The 18391-nt window shown below is 63.5% G+C and carries 15 protein-coding genes; 10 read left to right on the top strand and 5 right to left on the bottom strand.

All coding sequences use genetic code 11. The features are described 5' to 3' along the window. From WCB02_RS20200 to WCB02_RS20180, 5 genes are all read left to right on the top strand, one after another. A partial coding sequence (locus tag WCB02_RS20200) for a circularly permuted type 2 ATP-grasp protein (protein ID WP_423960779.1) occupies positions 1-2403 on the top strand: 2403 nt, incomplete at its 5' end. Then, a complete protein-coding gene (locus WCB02_RS20195) occupies positions 2400-3278 on the top strand; it encodes a transglutaminase family protein (RefSeq protein ID WP_423960777.1) in 879 nt (292 codons plus the stop codon). The genes WCB02_RS20200 and WCB02_RS20195, both read left to right, overlap by 4 nt. A gap of 253 nt (positions 3279-3531) precedes the next feature. Then, positions 3532-5181, top strand: coding sequence for a phospholipase C (locus tag WCB02_RS20190; protein WP_423960775.1), 1650 nt, complete (start codon positions 3532-3534; stop codon positions 5179-5181). Positions 5182-5194: 13 nt separating this feature from the next. Next, positions 5195-6541 carry a cytochrome-c peroxidase gene (locus WCB02_RS20185; RefSeq protein WP_423960774.1) on the top strand — a complete coding sequence of 449 codons (1347 nt, stop codon included), beginning with the start codon at positions 5195-5197 and terminating at the stop codon, positions 6539-6541. A gap of 222 nt (positions 6542-6763) precedes the next feature. Next, positions 6764-7057 (top strand): hypothetical protein, encoded by a 294-nt coding sequence (locus WCB02_RS20180; protein WP_423960772.1) that lies wholly within the window; start codon positions 6764-6766, stop codon positions 7055-7057. A 58-nt stretch (positions 7058-7115) separates the two neighbouring features. Here the strand turns inward: WCB02_RS20180 and WCB02_RS20175 are convergent, their stop codons facing one another. From WCB02_RS20175 to WCB02_RS20160, 4 genes are all read right to left on the bottom strand, one after another. After that, positions 7116-7904: an alpha/beta fold hydrolase gene (locus tag WCB02_RS20175; RefSeq protein WP_423960770.1), complete on the bottom strand. Its 789-nt coding sequence runs from the start codon at positions 7902-7904 to the stop codon at positions 7116-7118. Positions 7905-7939: 35 nt separating this feature from the next. Next, a complete protein-coding gene (locus WCB02_RS20170; RefSeq protein WP_423960768.1) occupies positions 7940-9505 on the bottom strand; it encodes a carboxymuconolactone decarboxylase family protein in 1566 nt (521 codons plus the stop codon). A gap of 38 nt (positions 9506-9543) precedes the next feature. Then, positions 9544-10113, bottom strand: a complete 570-nt coding sequence (locus tag WCB02_RS20165) for a carboxymuconolactone decarboxylase family protein (RefSeq protein ID WP_423960766.1) — start codon at positions 10111-10113, stop codon at positions 9544-9546. Between the two features lie 168 nt (positions 10114-10281). Beyond that, a complete protein-coding gene (locus tag WCB02_RS20160; RefSeq protein WP_423960764.1) occupies positions 10282-10980 on the bottom strand; it encodes a helix-turn-helix domain-containing protein in 699 nt (232 codons plus the stop codon). Between the two features lie 473 nt (positions 10981-11453). Here WCB02_RS20160 and WCB02_RS20155 point away from each other — a divergent pair, with 473 nt between their 5' ends. After that, the gene (locus WCB02_RS20155; RefSeq protein WP_423960763.1) at positions 11454-11804 is read left to right on the top strand and encodes a hypothetical protein; all 351 of its coding nucleotides are present in this window, start codon (positions 11454-11456) and stop codon (positions 11802-11804) included. A gap of 384 nt (positions 11805-12188) precedes the next feature. Then, positions 12189-12740 carry a hypothetical protein gene (locus WCB02_RS20150; RefSeq protein WP_423960762.1) on the top strand — a complete coding sequence of 184 codons (552 nt, stop codon included), beginning with the start codon at positions 12189-12191 and terminating at the stop codon, positions 12738-12740. A 278-nt stretch (positions 12741-13018) separates the two neighbouring features. On the opposite strand, the gene WCB02_RS20145 is transcribed toward WCB02_RS20150, so the two are convergent. After that, a complete protein-coding gene (locus WCB02_RS20145; RefSeq protein ID WP_423960761.1) occupies positions 13019-14764 on the bottom strand; it encodes a methyl-accepting chemotaxis protein in 1746 nt (581 codons plus the stop codon). 324 nt (positions 14765-15088) lie between these two features. Between WCB02_RS20145 and WCB02_RS20140 the strand changes: the two genes are divergently transcribed. The 3 genes from WCB02_RS20140 to WCB02_RS20130 all read left to right on the top strand — a co-directional run. Beyond that, positions 15089-16507 (top strand): ethanolamine ammonia-lyase subunit EutB, encoded by a 1419-nt coding sequence (locus WCB02_RS20140; RefSeq protein ID WP_423960760.1) that lies wholly within the window; start codon positions 15089-15091, stop codon positions 16505-16507. A gap of 107 nt (positions 16508-16614) precedes the next feature. After that, positions 16615-18201: a B12-binding domain-containing radical SAM protein gene (locus WCB02_RS20135; RefSeq protein WP_423960758.1), complete on the top strand. Its 1587-nt coding sequence runs from the start codon at positions 16615-16617 to the stop codon at positions 18199-18201. Between the two features lie 6 nt (positions 18202-18207). After that, positions 18208-18391 (top strand): ethanolamine ammonia-lyase light chain EutC (locus WCB02_RS20130; RefSeq protein ID WP_423960756.1); only part of this gene is annotated, 184 nt, incomplete at its 3' end.

Below are 18391 nucleotides of genomic sequence, written 5' to 3'. Positions count from 1 at the left end.
GCTCCAGACGGCACGCCGCGCCCGGTCTGGAATCGGTTCTTCGAGGCCTTCGCGCAGCTTGCGCCGGCCGATATCGAGCGGCGCTTCGGCGCGGCCGACCGGCACCTGCGCGAGGCCGGCGTCAGCTATCGCGCGCCAGGCGAAAGCGCCGAGCGGCTATGGCCCCTCAGCCACCTGCCGCTGCTGATCGACGAGGCCGACTGGCAGCAATTGAGCGCCGGAATCGTGCAGCGTGCGCAATTGCTGGAGCTCGTGCTGCGCGACATCTATGGCGAGGGCCGACTGGTTGCCGAGGGCGCGATCCCCGCCGCCGCCATCGCCGGCAGCGCCGAATATCTGCGCCCGGTCTGCGGCGTCAAGCCGCCGGGTGGCCGCTATCTCAGCCTCTATGCCGCCGACGTCGGCCGTGGGCCGGACGGCCGCTGGTGGGTGCTCGGCGATCGCACCCAGGCGCCATCGGGCGCGGGCTATGCGCTGGAGAATCGTCTGGTGCTGTCGCGGGCATTCGCCTCGCTCTACAAGTCGATGAATGTGGAGCGGGTCGCGCCGTTCTTCGAGGCGTTCCGCAGCTCGCTGCGCGCCAGCGCCGACCGCGACGAGCCGCGCATCGGCGTGCTGACGCCGGGCAGTTTCAGCGAAACCTATTTCGAGCACGCCACGCTGGCGCGCTATCTCGGCTTTCTGCTGGTCGAGGGCGACGACCTCGCGGTCAGCGGCGACCGCATCCACATCCGCACCGTCGCCGGCCTGAAGCGGCTCGACGTGCTGTTGCGACGGGTCGATTCCAATTCGCTCGATCCCCTTGAGCTCGATGCGTCGTCGCATCTCGGCGTCCCCGGCCTGATCGAGGTGCTGCGCAAGAATGGCGTCGTCATCGCCAACATGCCGGGCTCGGGCGTGCTGGAAGCGCGGGCATTGCTGGGCTTCCTCCCGGCATTGAGCCGGCGCTTCTTCGGCGAGGACTTGAAGATGCCGCATATCGCGACCTGGTGGTGCGGCCAGAAGGCCGCCCGCGAGGAAGTGTTGTCGCGGCTCGACGAGGTGGCGATCGAGGGCGCCTATGGCCGGGGCGTGCCCGGCTTTCAGAGCAATGCGCCGGTGCTCGCCAGCGAACTGCCGCCCGGCGAGCGCGAGCGGCTGATCGCCGCGATCAACGATCGCGGCATCGACTTTGTCGGCCAGGAACTGGTGCGGCTGTCGACCATGCCGGTCTGGGACCAGGGGCGGATCGCGCCCCGTCCGTTCGTGCTGCGGGTGTTCGCCGCCGCCACCGAGGACGGCTGGACCCTGATGCCCGGCGGCTTCTGCCGGATCGCCGAACAGCTCGACGCCCGCGCGGTCTCGATGGGAGACGGCGCGCGCGCCGCCGACGTCTGGGTGGTCTCCGATAAGGCAGTCTCGACCCGGACGCTGCTTCCGGCCTCCGACAGCGTGCGGATCAGGCGCATTGCAGGCGTGTTGCCGAGCCGGGCAGCCGACAATTTGTTTTGGCTCGGCCGCTATCTGGAGCGGGCGGAGGCGACGCTACGGCTGGTGCGCGCGCTCGGCGCCCAGCAGCGCGATCCCGGCAAGGGCGCGCAACAAAGCCTGCAGCAGGCGGCCGAGCGCATCCAGCGCATGCTGGTGACCTGGGGCGCGGTCTCGCAGGCCTCGCGGACGCAGCCTGCCAAAGTCGCGACGGAAGCGTTGCAGTCGGAAGAAAAGTTCGGCTCGGCGCTCTCGCTGGTGCGCTCGGCGCAGCGCACCGCGACCTCGCTGCGCGAGCGATTGTCGCCGGATGCCTGGCAGGTCATCATCGAGATGACCGAGCGGCTGGCGCAGGAGGTCGAGGACGACGACGGCGTCGTCAGCGCGGCGGAGCTGACCCTGCAGGAGCTCGCGAGCTTCGCAGGGCTCGCGCAAGAGAACATGAACCGCGCCGCCGGCTGGCGTTTCCTCGAAATGGGCCGCCGCGCCGAGCGGGCCATCAACACCGTGCGTTTTGCGCGCCAGTTCGCCTATGATGAGGCGAGCGGCGACGACCTCGACATTCTTCTGACCCTGGTGGATTGCCAGATCACCTATCGCTCGCGCTATCTGGTCGGTCCATTGCTCGCGCCGGTGCGCGATCTCGTGGTGCTCGATCCCTATAATCCTCGCTCGGTCGCATTCCAGGTCGAGGCGCTCAACGGCCACATCGCGAGCCTGCCGGTGCTGCGGGAGACCGGCTTGATCGAGCGGCCGCAGCGGCTGGCGGTGGCGTTGCAGGCGATGCTGACGACCGCGGAAGCAACCAGTCTCGACACCAAGACGCTGTTCGCGCTGGAGCAGGACCTGCTCAATCTCGCCGATGCCATCGGGTTGCACTATTTTCCGCATGGGCCGAACGCCAGCCGTCCAGAGAAGCTCACGGGGCTGGCGTGATCTACGACATCCGTCACGTCACGACCTACGCTTATGAAAGCGCGGTCAGTTTCGCGCGATGCTCGTTGCGGCTGGAGCCGAAGAGCGGCGACGGGCAGCAGCTGATCTCGCACAGCGTCGAGATCAGGCCGCGGCCGGCGGACCGCACCACCAGGCGCGACTTCTTCGGCACCCACACCGAGAGCATCGTCATCGAGGCGCCGCATCGGCATCTTCGCATCGATTCCAAGTCGCGGGTCTCGGTGTCCCGTCTCGCGCCCGGCCGCACCGCGCCAAGTCCCGCCTGGGAGGAGGTCCGCGATATCGCCTTCGAGGCCACGAGTCTCGGGCCTGCCTCTCCGATCGGCTACGTCTTTGCCAGCGCGCTGGTGCCGGTGCAGCAGCCGGTCACGGCTTATGCGGCTGCGAGCTTTCCGTCTGATATGGGAGTGCTGGTCGGCGCGGTCGACCTGATGCACCGGATCCGCAGCGAATTCAAATACGACCCGAAGGCAACGGTGATTTCGACTCCGCTGCAGGACGTGTTCGAGAACCGTCACGGCGTCTGCCAGGATTTCGCCCATGTGATGATCGCGGGCCTGCGTGGCCTCGGCCTGCCGGCGGCCTATGTCAGCGGTTATCTGCGCACCATCCCGCCGCCCGGCAAGCCGCGGCTGCAGGGCGCCGACGCGACCCATGCCTGGGTCTCGCTGTGGTGCGGGCCCAAGCTCGGGTGGATCGGCTTCGACCCCACCAATGATCTCCTGGTCGAGAACGATCACATCATTCTCGGCGTCGGGCGGGATTTCTCCGATGTCTCGCCGGTCGACGGCATCATCGTCGGCTCGCGCAAGCAGAAGCTCAACGTCGCGGTCGACGTGATCTTGGTGGAGTGAGGCGATATATCAGCCTCTTCTGTCCTACCCCGCGCAGTACGCCCAGCCCTTTGTTGAATCGCTGACCTCTCTGACGGATCGTCCGCTTTCGCGGACGATGATCGTCATGAATATCGGAGCGTTCCTGTTCAAGAACACTTGACGACGAAGCACAGCGAGAGCTGGAGCTGTTTGTAAAATCGACACAGCGCTGTCATCGACCATGGCTATTTGGCGATGCGCAACGACCAACTTTGGGGCAAGGGGCTAGAGGATGAAATTCAATCTGCTTTCAACGGTTTCGATTTCGGCGATTGTCGCTGCGGTCTGGTGCTGCACGCCGGTCTCCGCCGCCGATCCGCAAGCCAGCGTGGCCACCGCCACGCCGATCAAGCATCTCGTGGTGATCTTCAACGAGAACCGCTCGTTCGATCATTATTTCGCAACCTACCCGAACGCGGCCAACCCGCCGGGCGAAATTCCCTTCAATGCGGATCCGAGCACGCCGCAGGTGAACAACCTTGCCAATTCCGAATTGCTGGTCGACAACCCGAATTTTACCAACAAGGCCAACGGCACTGGGGCCACCGACCCGTTCCGTATCGACCGCACCCAGGTCAATACCGCTGGGCAGAACCACAGCTACACACCCGAGCAGGAGGCCTATGACAACGGCAAGGCCGATCTGTTTCCGGAATTCACCGGTCACGGCACTGCCGGCGGCGTCGGCGCCTTCGGCACCAACGGAATGGTGATGGGCTATTTCGACGGCAACACCGTCACGGCGATGTGGAACTATGCCCAGCACTTCGCCATGAACGACAATGACTATACCGACACCTATGGTCCGTCGACGCCCGGCGCGCTCGAGGTGGTCTCCGGCCAGACCAATGGTGCGCAGAACATCGTCGGCAGTTCGTCATCGATCGCCGATGGCCAGGGCGGTCTGACGCTGATCGGTGACACCGACCCAGCCTTCGACCAGTGCTCGAGCAAGACCAGCACGGTCCTGATGACGAGCAAGAACATCGGTGACCTGCTCAACGCCGCGAACATCAGCTGGGGCGGCTTCATGGGCGGCTTCAACCTCACGCTCAGCAACGCCAATGGTACCACCAGCTGCGCGCGCAGCACCTTCTCGAGCGTCCTGGGCGCGACCATCACGGACTACACCCCGCACCACGCCTGGTTCCAGTACTACAAGTCGACGGCCAACCCGACCCACGCGCGGCCGAGTTCGATTCAAGCGATCGGCCAGACCTTGGAGGCCAACGGCAAGACCGTCGATCCGGCCAACCACGACTACGATATCAACGATTTCTACGCGGCGGTCGAGGCCGGCAATTTCCCGGCCGTCTCCTATATCAAGATGCCGGCCGTTCAGGACGCTCATCCCGGCAATTCCGACCCGCTCGACGAGCAGACAGGAGCGGTCAACCTGATCAACTTCCTGCAGCAGCAGCCGGACTGGAAGAACACCGCGGTGATCCTGACGTATGACGACTCCGACGGCTGGTACGACCACGCCTACGCCACGCCGACCAGCGCCTCCTATGACCCGACCGCCGATCAGGTCAACGGCCCGGGTCAGTGCGGCAAGGGCGTTGCGGTCCAGCCGCAACCGAATGGCCTCGGCGGCAAGCCGGTCAACGGCCGCTGTGGTCCCGGCACGCGCACTCCGTTCCTGGTTATCTCGCCTTTCGCCAGGACGAACTACGTCAGCCACACGCGCATTTCGCAGGCTTCCGTGGTGCGCTTCATCGAAGACAACTGGTTGAATGGCCAGCGTCTCGGTGGCGGCTCGTTCGACGCCAGCGCCGGATCGATCATGGACATGTTCAATTTTACTCAGGCGCAGGCGAACCCACTCTTCCTCGATCCGACCGCCGGCACGGTCGTCGTCAGCGTGCCGAAAGCGCATTGATCGCTAGAATAAGATGAGCAGCCGCATTTTTTGGCTCCTCGGCGCCGGCCTGCTCTGCATGGCCGGCGCTGTCTTGGCAGTCGAGCCCGACGGCGACCAGACGCGAGGACTTGCAGGAGAAAATCCGGCCCCGATCCATCTCGTCCGTCCGCGCACGGCGCCGCTCTCCGCGATGGCGCAGCTGGGCCAGCAGATCTTCTACGACGCTTCGCTATCTTCTTCGGGCGCGCTGTCATGCGCATCGTGTCACAGCCCGGACGATGCTTACGGGCCGCCTAACGATGGGCCGGTCATGCTGGGTGGTCCCACCGTGTCGCGACAAGGCGCGCGCGCTGTTCCATCGCTGACCTATCTCGAGCGCCAGCCGATCTTCAGCATTGGTCCTGATCAGAGCGACGAGGACAACGTCATCGACCTCGCGCAGATGGCCGCGCTCGGGCAAAAGACCGCGCGCGCCAGGAAGGTCGCGACGCAGACCGCCGCGTCGGCGGCGAATATCGTGCCGCAAGGCGGCCTGTTCTGGGACGGCCGTGCCGATACGCTGCAGGATCAGGCGCTGTTTCCGCTGCTCGACCGGCGCGAGATGGACGGTGGCAGTGCCGAAAAGGTGGCGGACAAGTTGCGTCAGGCGCCCTATGCCGCGCGTTTCACCGGCCTGTTCGGTGCCCGCGTCCTCGCCAATTCGCAATTGTTGATCTCGGAGGCGATGTTCGCCATCGCGCGCTATCAGATCGAAGACCCGAGCTTCCATCCCTATACCAGCAAGTTCGATTACTGGCTGGAGGGCAAGGCGCGGCTGAGCGAGAGCGAGTTGCGTGGCCTGCAACTGTTCAACGATCCCGACAAGGCGAATTGCGGCGGCTGCCATCTATCGAGGCCGACCCGCGACGGCCTGCCGCCGCTTTTCACCGACCATCAGTATGAGGCGCTCGGGGCGCCACGCAACGCTGCGCTCGCCGACAACCGGGATCCCAATTATTTCGACCTCGGCGTCTGCGGTCCGCAGCGCACCGACATCGCCCAGCAGACGCAATATTGCGGCATGTTTCAGACGCCGACACTGCGAAACACCGCGATCCGTCGCGTTTTCCTGCACAACGGCGTGTTTCGCAGCCTGCAGCAGGTGCTCGATTTCTACAATTTCCGCGATACGAATCCGGAGAAGGTCTACCCGCACGCGGCTGACGGGACGGTCCAGAAATACGACGACCTGCCGGCGAAGTACCATGCCAATGTCGACGTCACCGATCCGCCCTTCGATCGTCACCTGGCCGAGACGCCGGCGATGACCGGGCAGGACGAAGCCGACATCATCGCCTTCCTGAAGACGTTGACCGACGGCTACCAGCCGAGAAATTAGGACGTCGTGAACCGGCGAACCAAGTGGCTTGCCCCGCTCTGCGGAGCGACGCCTCGATTCAGTCGTCGGCCTCTCGCGCGTCTCAACCCTGGATCAGCGCAGCCAGCAGACGCGATTCAATCTCAAAGATTGTTTCTCAACGGCTAGCTCTGAGATTGTATTCGCCATTAAAAAGCCGTCCCGTCAGCTTAATTTGCCGGCCTGCCAACACCGGAGTTGCGCATGAATCAGGTCAAACGGGACGTGGGGCGCACGGAAGGCCTTCATTTTCGTGCCGTCGAGGTCGCTCTACAGGCAAGGGCGTTGAAACAATGCAGTTATCCAGGTCATTCCGACTGGGTGTTGGACCAGGGAGATGAAGAGGCGAGTCGGCTCGCCTGTGTGATCGGAACAAATCGCTGGGAGAACGGCGAGATTGATGGCGAGCGCGAAGAATTTCTGGCTGCCATCAAACATGTGATCAAAGCCGCGCCCTACGAGTGTCCCCGGTGCGATCGGATGATGGCAAGGGACTGATGCAGGTCCCTTGCTCGTCGCGCCAAGTCGATAGCCTGCCTCGGTGCTGAGGACAGGGCTAGACGAAGCGCGCCGCCCAGGGCAGCACCGCGTCAGCAATATCGTCGGGCTGCTCCGGGAACAGCGCGTGAGATGCGTCCTGAATGATCGTGGTCGTTACCCTGTCGCCGAACTGGCTGCGCAGTTCGTCCCAGGACCGCTTCGGCCTGAACGGATCACACGCGCCGATCAGTTCCAGCAACGGCACATCGCCGCAGGCCCAGTAATCGCTGAGCGCGACAGTTCCAGCGGCGCCGTGCTGCATCCGCAGAGTCGCCGGATACCAGCCGGCGAGCCAGATGCGCGGATCGTGGCCGGGTGCGAAGAAGGCCTTGCGCAGCGCGGCCAGTCGCGCCGCTTCCGGCGCGGAGGTATCGCCCGCGATCAGCGGCGCCTTTGCAATATCCTCTGCGACATCGGCCGCCTGAGCCGCCGCGAGCACGACCGCCTTGACCAACTCCGGGTGATCGGTCGCCAGCATCTTCGCTAGGGCGTGCCCAAAGGCGTGGCCGAGCACGACGGCAGGGCCATTGTCGAGTCGCCGAATGCAGAGCGCAACATCATCGGCCAGATCGCGTAGACTGACATCCGTCATGGGTCCCGTCGAACCGGCGATGCCTCTTGGCTGCGGCCGCAGCGCTCTCCAGCCGGCGCGGACGAGGTCGGCGACGAAAGGATCATAATCCGCACCGCCATCGCGACCATAGGAGGGAAGAATGACGAAGGCCGGTCCCTTGCCGTCAGTGATGGTTTCGATCGTGACGTTGCCGCACTGAACGAGCGTGCTGCTGCTTGGCGTATCGGCCATCTGCAATGCCCTTGCCTGACTCTTGATTCGGGAAGTCACGATTTCGGAAGCGTGACGCGCAACAGGGTCGCCGGGCGCGGCCCACCGGGCAACGGTGAGGCAGTGCCGCCATCGGTGGTGACATAGGCCACCCGGCCATAGTCTCCGGGCGCGCGTCCCCAGGCGGCGCTGGACGGCCCGATCAGCTGATCCGTGAAAGGATCGCCGACGATGCTGTCGGTGAAGCCGCTGTTCTCGGCCGGATCCAGTGACACCCGATCGATCGTGTTCTGCCGGTGCGTCGTCAGGTAGGCGACATTGGCGTCCTCGTCGATGCAGAAATCATCGCCCATGCGGCCCGCCAGAACGAGTTCGGGCTCGCCGGCAGGCTCGTGCGTGTCCGGATTGACGGCGACGCGCATGAACAGCTTCTTGGCGGTCGCCGTGTAATAGAGGGTGTTCGACCGCGGCGCATAGCGCACGCCGTTCACGCCCGGCTGTTCCGGCTTCATCTGGCCAGGGAAGTAACCCATGCTGTGATGGCGGAGCCAGACACGGGACACCGGCTTGCCACCCTCCGCAGGGAGGTCGACCCGCCAGATCAGGCTGGCGAAACAGTCCGCGACAAGCATGATGCCGGGGGCGATCAGAGAGGCGCCATTGGGCGCACGCGCGGCGTCCGGAAACTGCATCACCATCTCCGGGTGGACCGTCGCGCCGGGCGACCAGCCGCGCAGATCCAGACGATGCAGGTAGGATTCATGCGTCGTGTAGCCGTTGCCCGTCAAGATATGGAAAACATCCGGCTCGGTCTCGAGGACGGCCATCGTCACCTCGCCGAACTTGTACAGCAGCGAAGCGGCCACGGGCAGGCCACTCGTCGTGGGCGGGACGTACCACAGCTCCTGTTTGTTCGCGACCGTGACGAGGACGGAATGGTCGGCGCGGACAGCGAGATTTTCCAGAAAATAGCCGCGCGGGAAAGATGCCACCAGGGTCAGCTTGGCCTCGTGCTGCGGGACCGCTTGCTGGTCCGGCGAGGGGATCTCGAACCCGTTCAACAGGGCGCAGACGACGTGATAGATGCCGATGAGGAACGTCATATCGACGACGCCCTGCGCGGAGAAGCAGCGTTCCGCCTCGGTGTAGAGGGCGGCATCGACGCGGTGTCCGGCGGAGAGCTGGCGAGCATAGCATTGTGCGATCCTCTCCGCCGGGCTCAAGCTGTCCGGCAGTCCGCCGGCTGCAAGCGTCCGTATGACGTCTTCCGGGATGCCGGCGTGCCGAGCGGCCGCCGTGTGGGCGTAGAGCTCGTACGGCGCATTCCAGACCGCGCCGACCGTGAGGATCACCACTTGCCGGACCCGATCGCTCAGCGTCGTGGCACGCTGCTCGGCTTCCTGGAGATCGAGGAAGCGGGAAGCGATCTCGGGGCTGAAAAGGGGCGGATTGAACGGGCCGATCAGGCGGCCATCGCCGGTCTTGCTCTGGAAATGAACAGAGCTGGCCCACGGCACCATGGTCGAATTGATGCGGTCGTATAGTTGTCTCGCGTCTTTGCCCAAGGAGTCGGGGTCCTGCAGCGGCAGGCGGCCGCCCAGATTCGGTGATTGAAGTTTCATATTGGTGTCCTCCTGGATCGGGGAGTGCCGGCGCCGTCTTACTGGTTGAGGCCGACAGCGTTGGCGGGCACATCGAAAGCTGCGAGCGTGAGCGAGACGCCGGTGAACCATCCGAGCAGCATCGTCACATCGACGATGCCCGCGTCGCCCAGCAGCGCCTTGGCGCGCCGGTAGAGGCCCTTGGGCACGAGGCGAGGAGCAATCAAAGCCGAAGCAAGCTCGTAGACGACCTGCTGCCGGGGATCGTCGAACGAGGTCGGCAGCCCGGCGATGATGGCTTCGACCTTGTGCGCCGGAAGGCCGCCGGCCTTCTCGCCGATCATCTCGTGCTCATAATTGGCGTACGCCGCCAGCCAGCGCCCATTGATCAGGTTCGTGACGATCTCGATCTCGGCTTTCGTCAGCGTCGATTGCGTCTGGTAGTAGGCGCCGGTCGGAACCACCGTTTTGGAAAGCTTCGGGTTTGCCAGCCAGATCTTGTGGGGACCGGGGACCTGTCCTCGAAGCTTCCTGGTGAAGTCGTAGGCGTCCCTCATCTCGGCCGGCATCTCGTCGGCGGGCGTTTCGATGAAGCGGCCGAATGTTCCGAAATCAGGAAGTTCAGACATGATCGTTTCCCTTTGCTGATTGACCGCCTGGCGCCTCCCTGTCGCCAGGTTCAGGGATCGCCGCGCGCCCGTGATCATCGCGGCGGCAGATAGGCAGAGCCGGCCGTTCGATCTTTCGCAAATCGCGCACGAGTTTTGCGTTTTCGCGCTTCTTTGACGATCCACGCGCTACCAGCGGCGGGCGGCGCGCCAGGCACGTGGACTCATGCCCACCCGCTTGCGGAACATGGTCGCAAAATGACTCGGCTGAAGGAAACCGCACGCCAGCCCGATCTCCGTCACAGATTTTTCGGTGTTCTCGAGCAGGTGCTGGGCTTTTTCGATGCGGAGATCGTTCACGTAACGATGCGGCGGCCGCCCGGTCGTTTCGCGAAAGCCGCGCGCGAATTGCGATGGACTCAATCCGTTCAGCCTCGCCAGTTCCGTCAGCGACAAGGTCTCATGCAAATGGGCCTGGATATGATCAAGCACGCGGCGCAAGCGGCTGCCTGCTATTTTGCTCGGCGGCTCGGGTCGAACTGGTGCCAGATTCGAATGGCGCCGCAGAAGGTGCAGCGCGATGGCGCGACCAAGCAGATCCAGCATCAATTTTCCACCAGGACCTCCCGCCTCGACCTCGGCCGCAAGCAGTTGGCCCAACCGGCTGAGCGCATCGTCGCGCACCGCAAGGCGGCGGATTAGCGACACTCCCGCAGCCCCTGCGCCGTAAGCATCTTCCGCTACGGTCTGAAAGAGATCCGGCGTAATGTGGATGAGCACCGCATCGGTCGGCCCTTTGAGGGTACGCGCTGTTGCAAACGCCGCCGGAGTAATGCTGATCTGGCCGCCTTCGCACCAGCGGCGATCTCGCTTGCCGCCGTCATACACGTCTTCGATCAGGACCGGCCCGATCAGATGCACGACGACGAGATGATCGCGCAGTCCCGGCACCTCGATCCTGCCTGGAGGATGCCGGCAGCGCTGCAACACGACATCGTGCCCATTGCCGGGGCAACTCGAAAAGATCGGGCGGCTCGGCAGCAGATTCGGCAAATCCGCCGGCGCTACCAGCGCGGGGCATGCAACGGAAGCACTGTGTGTTCGCATGCTCTTGCTCTCCGCCAACGCTGTATTTCCGGGGGTGCTGCACAAAGGCGCGACGCGCCCGAGAAGGCTGAGATCGGAGCCAAGCGGTTCCAATCCCAGTCGCAACCAACTCCCGGAAAATATCGAGCCAGCCGGTGTGGAACTCAATCTGTTCAAGCGAATTTTATGACGTGCGTTGCTTTGTCCGGAATCGGCGTGGCTGTCTCGAGAGCGGAAGCTGACGGTGTCGGCCGCGCGCCCCAGGAGGATTTCTCATGATCGCCAACCTCGGAAAACTACGATTAGCTGCGACAGCAGCGATGATCGTCACGATGATGTCTATGCCCGGTACGGCAAGCGCTGGCGGTGCGAAATCAGCGCATCTGCGGGCTCCCCCGCCACCGCCTTCCTGGGGCTACTATGCGCGCCCCCCGATCGTCCTCGATTACGCTCTCGCCCTGTCACTCGGGACACATTCGATCGACGACCATCCGCCTTATTACACCAAATTCGCATACGACTATTGCGACTTTCGAAATTGCACCTTGCAACGCAGGGAGGTCGTCGGCGCAGATGGCTTGCGCAGTTTCAGCTGGGTCCCAGTCTGGTATGGACCTTACGATTGAGTCAGACGTCGGATCCAGGCCGGCGGAAATCGCCGCCAGATTCATCATGGTTGGGCTTGAACTGAGAAGCCGCCTTCGGGCGGCTTTTGTGGACCGGTGCATCAGGGCGATGGCGATGATGGCTGCAATTCCGGCCAACGACGTCGCGGCGAAGCTCCGGAGTAGACCGCAATGCGGGCTCGCCACCGTAGAGCTGCCGGTGTTCGCGCTTCGACGAGCCCGCCCGAACAAAAACCCGCCGGAATCGCCTCACATTATGTTTTGGGAGTTCCTCTCGGCGCCCCGATGTTCAGGCAGCCGGTGTGGCGCTTGACGGCCGGCTGCACACCTGGAATTCTTGAAATCTGCGGAGTATCATTTCAGAACGCATATCGGGTGTTGCGGATGTCCATTTTCGCTAGCAGGTTAGGTTTCGCAGTTGCATTGGCGGCGCTCTGTCTGGGCGGCCAAACCGCCCATGCCCAAGCCTTACCGGTGACATATTGGATTCCAGGAGGGCTCTTCGGCTTCGGCGGCAATCTGGCCGCAGGCACGAGCTCGAACACTTACGGCAACTTTCCGGGCTTCGACAGCAGTGACGCTAGGGGCGACGGCTTTTCCTACACGCGCTACAATTTTCAGAACGGCTGGTTTGTTGGCGGCGAGGGCGGCGGCATCGGGTTGAGCATGAACGGCTTCAACCAGGATTCAATGTTCGGCTCGGTTTATCGCGAAGGTGTGCAGTTCGGCTACAACTTCAAGAACGACGGCCTACCCGTCACATTCTATGGCGGTGTCGATACGTTGAAATATGACGCTGGGATGGGCAGTAACCCTTTTGCCCCTTTCGATAGCACGTCCGGCACCCTGCCAGGCTATAGCGCCCACGCTGGCGTCGAGTTCCAGCCGGCGCCGAACCTCAGCCTGTCGCTTGGGTTGGGCTATACACAACAGTAGGCCGCATGAGGCGCGACATTGGGACAAGCGGGCCGCAGTCTCGCGGCGAAGTCAAAGGCTGCCGTTAGAATCGCTCGATCGACCGAGGTCGGAAGGTCTGCCGAGAAACAATAGGAATAAGGGTGTTATCGTCGTAAAAGGCGAGCGGATGCGCCCGCTTGCTGGCGTCCGATTGGACCACGGCATGATCGCCGCTGGTTCGGGCCCGCGCCGATCGGGCCGGTTTGACGGCATGCACCTTGGCGCGCCGCGGCCACCGGCCATCGCATCGCACGGCCTTAGGCTACCCGCTGCCGATCGGCCCCGCCCGAGCGCAGGTTCTGGAAGAACCTGTCCACTTCGCGCGACAGTGTGTCCGCTGTCGAGGTCAGCTCGCCGGCGACCGCGAGCACGGATGCGGCGGCATTGTTGGTCTCGCCGATGGCATCGCGCAGCGAGCCGATATTGGTCACCAGCGTTTCGTTGCCATGGGCCGCCGATTGCGCATTGACGGATATTTCGCGGGTGGCCGCGTCCTGCTGGCCGACGGCGCTGGCGATGTTCGAGGTGATGTTGTCGATATCGCGCACCGCATTGCCGATTTCGCGCACGGCATCGACCGCGTTCTTGGTCGAGGCCTGGATCATGCCGACGTTCTGCCCGATCTCCTCGGTGGCCTTGGCGGTCTGGCCGGCCAGCGCCTTGACCTCATGCGCCACCACGGCGAAGCCGCGTCCGGCCTCGCCGGCGCGCGCAGCCTCGATGGTCGCGTTCAGCGCCAGGAGATTGGTCTGCTCGGCGATCGCCTGGATCAAATTGAGTACGCCGTCGATGCGCTGGGTCGCTGCAGCGAGACTCTCGATTTCGGTGATCGATTTTTCGGTGCGCTGGCCGGTCTGTTCGACCGCGCCCGCCGACTGACGGACCTGGCGGCCGATCTCCTGCACCGAGGCGGACAATTCCTCGGCGGCGCCGGCGACCGCGGAGACGTTGCTGGAGGCTTGCGTGGTCGCGCTGGTCGCGGCAAGCGCCTGAGCGTTGGCGTTCGCCGTCACCCGATTGATGTTTTGCGCGGTGTTGCGCATCGCCGACGCGTTGTCGGCAACCGCCTGCAGCACGCCCCCGATCGCCTGCCGGAATTGCTCGACGGAGGCTTCGACGTGCCGGGTGCGCTCCTCTCGCGCCTTCGACTCCGCGGAGACCTGGGCGTTGAGATTGCGATTGTGATCCATCGCCTGCTGGAAGATCCGGATCGCGCGCGCCAGGGCGCCGATCTCATCCGCGCGCGCGGTATGCGGAACCTCGACGCCTGCGGCGCCGTCGGCGACGCGTTTGATGGTGGCGGTGATGACGGCGAGCGGACGCGCGATGGAGCGGGCTATGATGACGACGCCGATGATGACCAGCAGAAGGGAGACGCCGCCGAGGCAGGTCAGGACAAACGACAACTGACGGTTGGTATCGGTCTGGTGGGCGATCAGCTTGGCCCTTTCCGAATAGACTTTGGAGAGCGCGCCGAGATCCTTGTTGAGGGCCTGTCGAACGCTGCGGTTGGCGTCATTGTCGCCCCATTCGCGACCCGCGGCCGGATTGATCTCGACGGCGCGGCGTACCAGTTCCTTGCGGAATTCGACGAATTGCTCGATGCGCTTCTCGAACGTGGCGAACTGCTCGGCGTCGTCAGCCTTGACGATGCTTTGCCATTTCGAAACGATAGCGAGAATGTCGCCGTTGAATTTGAGGATCCCGTCGCCGTATTTCTTGACGACCGCCGGCTCCGTCGACATGTAGACGCCGCGCGATTCCATCACCACGGCATACACCAGCGAATTGACCCGCTCGACGTTGAGCGCTGCGGTATTGGCGATCTCGATCGCCTCGGTGAGCTCTGCCGCACGCCGGGAGTTGTAATCCGACAATATCGTCATCGCGGCGGTCAAAGCTGCGAACAGGCCGAAAATGCTGTACAGGCGCGCCGCGAGTGAGAACCGGGACAGAAAGGACGGGCTCGAGGATGGGCCTTGGGGTTGCGTCGTGGTCGGCATGCGAAGTCCTTGTAAGGCCGGCAACCCGCCGGACCCTGCAAAAACATAGGCGACTTGTCGTGGAAAATTCATTAATGCGCGAAGCTTATTGCGGTGCAACTTTTGCAGGTAATGCAAGTCAAAGGCAGATGATTGCCGGGGCGAATACGGGGTCCTGGCCAGGTCTTGGCGGGCACCCGTGGCTGATCCGTATTATTACGGTACAGTGAAAGCTCGAGAAGTTAATTGGTGTCATTGTAGGGGCGATCCTCTCCGCGATGCCAAACATTGGAAGTCTAGGACGTCCGGCGCCGACGCAAGGTGCGGAAGATCGCGGAGCAGCCCATGGCCTATCGCCACACCATCGACGCCACCAGTTACGTGTTCGATGATCTCCGCGATCTCCTGGCCAAGGCCACGCCGCCGCGCTCGGGCGACCGGCTGGCGGGAATCGCGGCCGAGAGCGCCGAGCAGATGGTCGCGGCGCGGATGGCGCTGTCGGACGTGCCGCTTGGTCAGTTCCTGCAGGAAGCGCTGATTCCCTATGAAGATGACGAGGTCACCCGCCTCATCGTTGACAGCCACGACGCGCAGGCCTTTGCGCCGGTCTGCTCGCTGACCGTCGGATCGTTCCGCGACTTTCTGCTCTCGGACGCCGCGAGCGGCGAGGCGCTGAAGAAGCTCGCCGGCGGCATCACACCGGAAATGACGGCTGCGGTTTCCAAGCTGATGCGCAATCAGGATCTCATCCTGGTTGCGAAAAAATGCGAGGTGATCACGGCCTTCCGCAACACCGTTGGGCTGCGCGGACGGATGAGCACGCGGCTGCAACCCAATCACCCCTTCGACGATTCCAGGGGCATCACCGCCTCGATCCTCGACGGCATCCTTTTGGGATCCGGCGATGCCTGCATCGGCATCAATCCGGCGAGCGATGATCCCGCCGTGATCGGCGGCCTGGTGCGCCTGCTCGACGAGATCATCACGCGGCTCGCCGTACCGACCCAGAGCTGTGTCCTCGCTCATGTCACGACGACGCTCGACCTGATCAGTCAGGACATGCCGGTCGATCTGGTGTTCCAATCGATTGCGGGGACCGAGGCCGCCAACCGCAGTTTCGGCGTCGATCTTGCGCTGCTGCGGCAGGCGCATGACGCCGGACGGTCGCTGCGCCGCGGCACGGTCGGCGATAATGTGATGTATTTCGAAACCGGGCAGGGTTCGGCGCTGTCTGCCGATGCCCATCACGGCGTCGATCAGCAGACCTGCGAAGCGCGCGCCTACGCCGTGGCGCGTGCGTTCGACCCGCTGCTGGTGAACAGCGTGGTCGGTTTCATCGGCCCGGAATATCTCTACGACGGCAAGGAAATCATCCGCGCCGGCCTGGAAGATCATTTCTGCGGCAAGCTGCTTGGGCTGCCGCTCGGCGTCGATGTCTGCTACACCAACCACGCTGAAGCCGACCAGGACGACATGGATAATCTGCTGACCCTGCTGGCTGTGGCCGGGGTCACCTTCATCATGGGGGTTCCCGGCGCGGATGACGTGATGCTGAACTATCAGTCCACCTCGTTCCACGACGCGCTCTATGTCCGCGACCTCCTGGGCCTGAAGCGGGCGCCGGAGTTCGACAACTGGCTGGTCCAGGCGGGACTGGCGGACGCGGCCTTTCGGCTCGCCGGTGAGGGCAGGCTGTTGCCCGATTTCGCGTCACGCCTGATCGGCGAAGGCGAGTCAAAACTTCGAGCCGCCGCAACCATCTGAATGTCGAAAGGTTGAACGGATCCGTCAACATATACTGTTTGAGGAAACGATAGCCAATTTTAAGACACGTGATTATCTTATGTTTGACCTGTCGCAAGGGAACTCAGATGAGAACTGAAGGCATTGAGGCGACACGCCGTATTCTATGCGTGTTTCCGCGATACACATCCGCTTTCGGCACATTCGAATATGCCTACCCGCTGACCGATGGCGTGCAGGCCTTCATGCCGCCGCAGGGCCTGCTGCTGATCGCGGCCTATCTTCCCAAGAACTGGCCTGTGCGCTTCATCGACGAGAACATTCGTGCCGCCACCGACGACGACTTCGAATGGGCGCAGGCGGTGTTCGTCAGCGGCATGCACATCCAGCGCCAGCACATGAACGATATCTGCCGCCGGGCGCATGCGTTCGATCTTCCGGTCGCGATCGGCGGTCCCTCGGTGAGCGCCTGCCCGGATTATTATCCGTCGTTCGACTATCTCCATGTCGGCGAGCTCGGCGATGCCACCGATGAGCTGATCACGCGGCTGGCGCGCGATCCGCAGCGCCCGGCCCAGCAGGTCGTGCTCAAGACCATGGACCGCGTGCCGATGACAGAGTTCCCTGTTCCGGCCTACGAACTGGCCGAGATGAAGAAATATTTCCTGGGCAACATCCAGTATTCGAGCGGTTGTCCCTACCAGTGCGAGTTCTGCGATATTCCCGGGCTCTATGGCCGCAATCCACGGATCAAGACGCCGCAGCAGATCATCGCCGAGCTCGACAGATTGCGCGAATGCGGAATGACGGACACGGTCTATTTCGTCGACGATAACTTCATCGGCAACCGCAAGGCCGCGCTCGATCTGCTGCCGCATCTGATCGAATGGCAGAAGAAGCATGGTTACGTGACGCGGCTCGCCTGCGAGGCCACGCTCAACATCGCCAAGCGGCCGGAAATTCTCGAGAAGATGCGGGAGGCCTACTTTGCCACCATCTTCTGCGGCATCGAGACGCCCGACCCCGAGGCGCTGCGCGCGATGCAGAAGGACCACAACATGATGGTCCCTATCCTCGACGGCATCAAGACCATCAACAGTTATGGCATGGAGGTCGTGTCAGGCATCATCATGGGCCTCGACACCGACACGCCCGAGACCGGCGATGTGCTGTTGGATTTCGTCGAGCAGTCCAGGATTCCGATGCTGACGATCAACCTGCTGCAGGCGTTGCCGAAGACGCCGTTGTGGGACCGTCTGGAGCGCGAGAATCGCCTCAATCACGACGACAGCCGCGATTCCAATGTCGAATTCCTGCTGCCCTACGACCAGGTCGTCAGGTCGTGGAAGAAGTGCATGGAGGTCGCCTACAGGCCGGAGAAGCTCTATGGGCGTTTCCGGTATCTGCTCGAGTTCACCTATCGGAACCGGATCAAGGTCCCGCGGTCGAAGGAGCAGAAGAGCTGGGCCAACATCAGGCGGGGGGCCGTCATGCTGCGCAACATCTTCTGGAAGATCGGCGTGCTCGGCGACTACAGGAAGGTGTTCTGGAAATTCGCGTTGTCGCGCCTGTGGCGTGGCGACATCGAGGGCCTCATCGCCTGCGCGATGGTCGGGCATCATCTGATCATATTCGCGCGTGCCGCGTCACTTGGCCATCAGAACGCGTCCAACTATTCGATCAGGTTGCGCGAAGCATCGGTGCCGGCCGAGTAGCACTGCATGAGACCGCCGCAGGCGTCGCCGCCATCACTTGCCGATCTGCGCGATCTGACGCCGGCGCGTGTCGCGCTGGGGCGCTCCGGCGCAAGCTTGCCAACCACGGCCCTGCTGGCGTTCACGCTCGACCACGCGCGAGCGCGCGACGCCGTGCACGCCAGCTTCGAACTGTCGGCTCTCGTTGCGC

It is taken from the genome of Bradyrhizobium sp., assembly GCF_049581145.1.
Lineage (GTDB): Bacteria > Pseudomonadota > Alphaproteobacteria > Rhizobiales > Xanthobacteraceae > Bradyrhizobium.
This window is presented reverse-complemented; position numbering and strand designations above follow the sequence as displayed.

What these genes read in the sequence shown, in the direction of transcription:
- WCB02_RS20190 (WP_423960775.1), top strand. Translation starts at nt 3,532, where the DNA reads ATGAAATTCAATCTGCTTTCAACGGTTTCGATTTCGGCGATTGTCGCT.
- WCB02_RS20185 (WP_423960774.1), top strand. Translation starts at nt 5,195, where the DNA reads ATGAGCAGCCGCATTTTTTGGCTCCTCGGCGCCGGCCTGCTCTGCATG.
- WCB02_RS20180 (WP_423960772.1), top strand. Translation starts at nt 6,764, where the DNA reads ATGAATCAGGTCAAACGGGACGTGGGGCGCACGGAAGGCCTTCATTTT.
- WCB02_RS20175 (WP_423960770.1), bottom strand. Translation starts at nt 7,904, where the DNA reads ATGGCCGATACGCCAAGCAGCAGCACGCTCGTTCAGTGCGGCAACGTC.
- WCB02_RS20170 (WP_423960768.1), bottom strand. Translation starts at nt 9,505, where the DNA reads ATGAAACTTCAATCACCGAATCTGGGCGGCCGCCTGCCGCTGCAGGAC.
- WCB02_RS20165 (WP_423960766.1), bottom strand. Translation starts at nt 10,113, where the DNA reads ATGTCTGAACTTCCTGATTTCGGAACATTCGGCCGCTTCATCGAAACG.
- WCB02_RS20155 (WP_423960763.1), top strand. Translation starts at nt 11,454, where the DNA reads ATGATCGCCAACCTCGGAAAACTACGATTAGCTGCGACAGCAGCGATG.
- WCB02_RS20150 (WP_423960762.1), top strand. Translation starts at nt 12,189, where the DNA reads ATGTCCATTTTCGCTAGCAGGTTAGGTTTCGCAGTTGCATTGGCGGCG.
- WCB02_RS20145 (WP_423960761.1), bottom strand. Translation starts at nt 14,764, where the DNA reads ATGCCGACCACGACGCAACCCCAAGGCCCATCCTCGAGCCCGTCCTTT.
- WCB02_RS20140 (WP_423960760.1), top strand. Translation starts at nt 15,089, where the DNA reads ATGGCCTATCGCCACACCATCGACGCCACCAGTTACGTGTTCGATGAT.
- WCB02_RS20135 (WP_423960758.1), top strand. Translation starts at nt 16,615, where the DNA reads ATGAGAACTGAAGGCATTGAGGCGACACGCCGTATTCTATGCGTGTTT.